Here is a 4,486-nt window from a genome sequence, read left to right on the forward strand (position 1 = left end):
TACGAGTACGCTTGTTTTCAGCCTCTCACTCCCTGAATGCCTATTTCTTTGTCAATGTTCTACTTGACTTCTTACCGCATGTCTTGGTACACATTATACCATAGGCGAGGATAAGTCAAACATTGACATCTTGATACTTCTTTTCAAACCAATAAAAAGCCAGTCTTAACAACTGGCTGTAGGGAAAGTTCAAACCGCCAGCCGGATGCTCAATATCAACCCGGCATGTCGATTGTGACCACGACCACCAGTGAGAGTCCTCTTTTATAATCTTTTCCATCAATCATCCTCACTATACATTATTTTGATGCGGGACTGTACCCCGTGCGGCTGGAAGAGGCAAGTAAACTCAAGCGGGGGTTTGCTGCTCTTTTTCAAGTTCGGTATAGCGACAATCAACCAATGCCATCGTTCAGAATAATGTCAGTAAATATAGAAGCCGCAGCTTGCGCTACGGCCTTGCCCCCTGCTTCCGAAGAAGCAGGGGGGATATAGAGATTATGATAACTTGACCCAGCTATTTGTCAAAAAGTGGATATGGGGTACCGAGTCAACGACCAGGGTAAAAATCTGATCAAATAAATCGTTTAGCGACTCAACCTTTACCATAAAATGCAACGGTATGGTATTATATCATTGGCAACGGGTGAGATAGATTAGAGGGCAGGATAAGCTGATGGCATAAACAGCACCATCAAATTGCCGGAAGCAGTCAAACATAGACCCGAACAGGAAGTAAACAATGTCAACAGATATAGACGTTCTCAAAGCGGCGCTTCGTCGCCACTGGCCCGGCGAACCAGGCGACAAGGCCAGGCGATATGTTGGGAAATTTTTTAACGGAACGCGCCTGGACACGAATATTACCGCCCAGGTGGTGGGAAATCACGGCACTTACACCGTATCCATCCGGGCTGAGGAGCAGGGGGTAACTTCCGCTTGCAGTTGTTACATTGGCAAACATGGTTATTGCCATCACTGCGCGGCGTTGGCCTTAACTTTCTTGAATAATCCAGCCCCTTTTCGGGAGATTAAACCCAAACCATTGGCGGCGGTCAATGAATTAACCGAGTTGCACGAATATTTGCAGGGTGTCACCCTTGACGCGCTGCTGCAAGAGTTGAAAGCGCGCGGCATCACCCAGAAGGCCTTTACCGAGGGTATTGGGATGAACTCTCGCCACCTCTCCGCGGTTAAATCGAGCGAGTTAAGGAATCATTTCTACTACGAGTTGGGCGCCACGAAACTGGCTTGCCTGTGGGTGTTGGAGCGTTTCGGTAAAACCGGAACGGGAAAGTCAGAAAAGTGAATCTATGAAATCTCAAGGGCATAGACCACGGGGATATATCGGCGCAGGAGACAGATATCTCCCCAGAATTGAGCGGGAACTCAGACGGTTCCTTATCAAAACGCAAAATGAATTAAGGTATGACACTTTGCGCCTGCCACCTAAAGAATGGGCTAACCTGGCCGGGGTGTTGGTTGAATTTATGGAGGACATCCATAATGACATCGGTCTTTGGAGAAGCCTGGAGCAATATCAACTGGAATTTTTTGATACTCCTCTGCCGTTGTTCCTCCCGCCGCAAGAAGAGCCAGAGCCTCAAAGGTTGAATGAATATCGCCTTGGTTATCTGCTATGGGGATTATACCACGAACTCAAACCGGATTTGATTCTGGCTCCTACCCATCAAGATTTGCGCCATCTGGCCGCCCAAGTTGGCGATTTTTTAACCAAGCAATTTACCAGAGTGCCGCACGAGTCGGGGGTAAAGCAATTTTTGGCCCAACCCAACCAGTTGGGGTGGGAGGTCAAGCAGAAATTGGTCTGGATGGGCCAGCACGCCTATCTGTTCCGTTTTAATTTCTGGAACTATATTGCCGCCAACGGCGGTCAACCCGATATTGGCGCCATTGACGATTTCATCTGTCAGGAGACAACCGCCTGGTCAGGCTTGGGGGTCATTGATATTTTGGCCGCCACCCTGGACATCACGACGGAACAACGGGCTATATTACGCAATTGGTATGAACGGCACATGGCCTATTATCGTATTTTATCTAGCCAGAAATCCCATTTGGAGGTGAAGAACCTGATCAATGACCAGCCTTACCGGGTTAGAATGGACACTCCAGGGTCTCCCTTTAGAGTGGGGCAGGTTGTTTTCGGCAGCCTGGTTCTTTGGGATGGCGACTGGTACTGGTCGGGGGAACAGCAGCTTTATAAAGACCTGCCGGCCAAAACCATTCAGGAAATTAAACAAACCTTTGCCCAGAAAATGCCGTCTATTGCTTATCGCTACTGCCAGCCACAAGCCCAAATGGCCCGTGAAACCGTGGACCTTCTTTACCGGGAATTTGTGAAATATCACGGCGATGAACTGGCGGTTTACCCCGATGGCCGGGCCTTGACCGCCGCTATGCAAGAACTATACCGCCAACACAATGAGGCGATGGATAGCAAAACTGCTGCGAAAACGCCGGCAAAGCGTGACCTCTCATTATCACGCCGCGATCTTCTTCCTCCTGAACTGGTTGGACAGGAGAACGGTATTGCGGTCTACTTTAATGCGAGCGAAGGCCAGGAGATCATGACTGGCTTCAATGATGTGGTCAGCGGGCTAAAGAAACGGGGACAGGATTTAACCGAAGATGAGGCAGAAGCTATTCACTCCTTGATGGATGCGGAGGAGATCAGCCCTGATTTTGTGTGGCGGCTCGTTAAAGAATATGGCGACGAGTCTATTGCGGCGGTATTTTTGATTGATCAAACGATTCATAAAACGTATCTGGATTACCTGTTGCGGCGGTATAAAGGACATTTTTATAGAAAGCGGTATCCGCAAATAGCCTTGGTCTAAGGCCGGTTCAATCTGGCTAAGCCCGCCAACGAGCTTACCGGGGAGATAGCGCCCGAGCAACGCCGAGGCAAGTTAAGAGAGACCTCAATTCAAGGAGATTTTATGGCAAAATCCAAGCAAAAACGGTTTGGCCTCCTACCACCCCAATATAACTTTTCCCTCAACCCCTACCCGGATATGCGCTTTTCCAGTTGCCCAGATTGCAGCCGCAAAACTGGTCAACGTAAACTGCCTTTGCTCATCCACATTGACCCCTTGCATCTGATTGCGCTCAACTACACGTGCCGCTATTGCCCATCCTGCGATATGTTGATTGGTCATAAAGATGAGCTTGAACACCTGTTGACCAGTATGTTTGGGCAATATGACCCCTCGGTTGTTGGCAACGATTATCTCATCATCGGTACGGTTGAGAAACAAGTCTGGCGGGAAGGGCTAACGCAGCCTAAATCGGTGGCCGAAATGTTGCCGCATACCCACGATTTCAAAAGCTATCAAGAGATTCGCATGACGATGGGCGGCTGGTTTCGCGCCGACCAGGAGCCGCCGGTTATGCCGCCTCCGCCTTCAACAGAATGGGTAAAACGCCGGACAGGTAAAAGCTAGAACTCAGATAGCGCAACATACTGACAAAACAAGCTGGAAAATTGGCAGAATTACTGAGTTTGTGAGGGATACAAACCGATAGCAATCAACGATTGACGTTCTTCAACACGAGGAGAGTCATTGAGGCGAAGCATTTTGACGGTCACCCGGCCCTGAGGTGCGAGTGGCTGGATGATAGCGCCGTTAAGTTGGCCCCTTGTTTGTGCATCTTGGCCTTGAGCAAAATCATAATATGTTCAATCTGCTCAATCTCGTCCAGTTCAGCTTGCTCTTCAGCCGAGAGTAAGCCAGCCTCATTGAGCGCCAATAAGCGATTGAGCCGCTGTTGTGCCCGCTCAGAAACAGTATAAGCGATTACTTCGGTAGGCGAAGGCCCATTTGACAGAAAAGCGATAATTTCCGAGGCAGTTTGTACGGCTGACGTCTTAAACCCAATCAGGCTTAACTCCAGCACGGTCGGTAACCAGGTATGGATAGATTTTAGTCGCTGGGCCAACTCATCTGTCACTTGCATGGTAATATTAACCATATCTATCTCCTGGTAAGATTATATCATAGCTGAACCAAGTCATAAAAAACCAGCACCAGGACTAGTACGCAAAAAGTCGTCACGCCAGCCTGCTAGACTGGCTTTTTGTTAATAGGGCAAAGTACAACTCGGGCGGTCAAGGCCAACCCGGCATGTTGATTGTGACCACTACCACCAATGAGAGTCCTCTGGGATAGTCTCGGGAATGGGAATGTCTGCAATGGGGGGGAGTTGTGACGTCATATCAAGATCACCTTTTGTGCATAGGATTTGGCCGTATTCTACTCCAGGCCAACAGATAGCACAAAAGGGTTAAGTGAGATTGATTACAGGCTATTTGCACCCGGCGAGAACTGAAGTTGATTTTGTGCTATCTGCCTGTCCGTATCTGCTGGCGTTGTAACTCTGCATCCAGATGTTCTTTTTTTGTGTCATTCGCCAGACGAAGGGCGGTGGGTTAGATCTGATCTGAGAATGATTGATAGCTTAA

General features: G+C 48.8%; 5 protein-coding genes. 3 read left to right on the top strand and 2 right to left on the bottom strand.

All coding sequences use genetic code 11. The features are described from left to right. Positions 1–115: 115 nt before the first annotated feature. Complete coding sequence (locus tag JW953_01590; protein ID MBN1991367.1) at positions 116–280, bottom strand: hypothetical protein; 165 nt, start codon at positions 278–280, stop codon at positions 116–118. A 462-nt stretch (positions 281–742) separates the two neighbouring features. Here JW953_01590 and JW953_01595 point away from each other — a divergent pair, with 462 nt between their 5' ends. The 3 genes from JW953_01595 to JW953_01605 all read left to right on the top strand — a co-directional run bounded on the left by JW953_01595 (position 743) and on the right by JW953_01605 (position 3,467). Then, positions 743–1,309 carry a hypothetical protein gene (locus JW953_01595; GenBank protein MBN1991368.1) on the top strand — a complete coding sequence of 189 codons (567 nt, stop codon included), beginning with the start codon at positions 743–745 and terminating at the stop codon, positions 1,307–1,309. 127 nt (positions 1,310–1,436) lie between these two features. Then, positions 1,437–2,861, top strand: coding sequence for a DUF3843 family protein (locus tag JW953_01600; protein MBN1991369.1), 1,425 nt, complete (start codon positions 1,437–1,439; stop codon positions 2,859–2,861). Positions 2,862–2,963: 102 nt separating this feature from the next. After that, entirely contained in the window at positions 2,964–3,467 is a 504-nt protein-coding gene (locus tag JW953_01605) for a hypothetical protein (protein MBN1991370.1), read from the top strand. A 142-nt stretch (positions 3,468–3,609) separates the two neighbouring features. Here JW953_01605 and JW953_01610 read toward each other — a convergent pair whose 3' ends face one another. After that, positions 3,610–3,996, bottom strand: coding sequence for a hypothetical protein (locus JW953_01610; GenBank protein MBN1991371.1), 387 nt, complete (start codon positions 3,994–3,996; stop codon positions 3,610–3,612). Positions 3,997–4,486: the final 490 nt, after the last annotated feature.

The organism is Anaerolineae bacterium (genome assembly GCA_016931895.1).
Classification (GTDB): domain Bacteria; phylum Chloroflexota; class Anaerolineae; order 4572-78; family J111; genus JAFGNV01.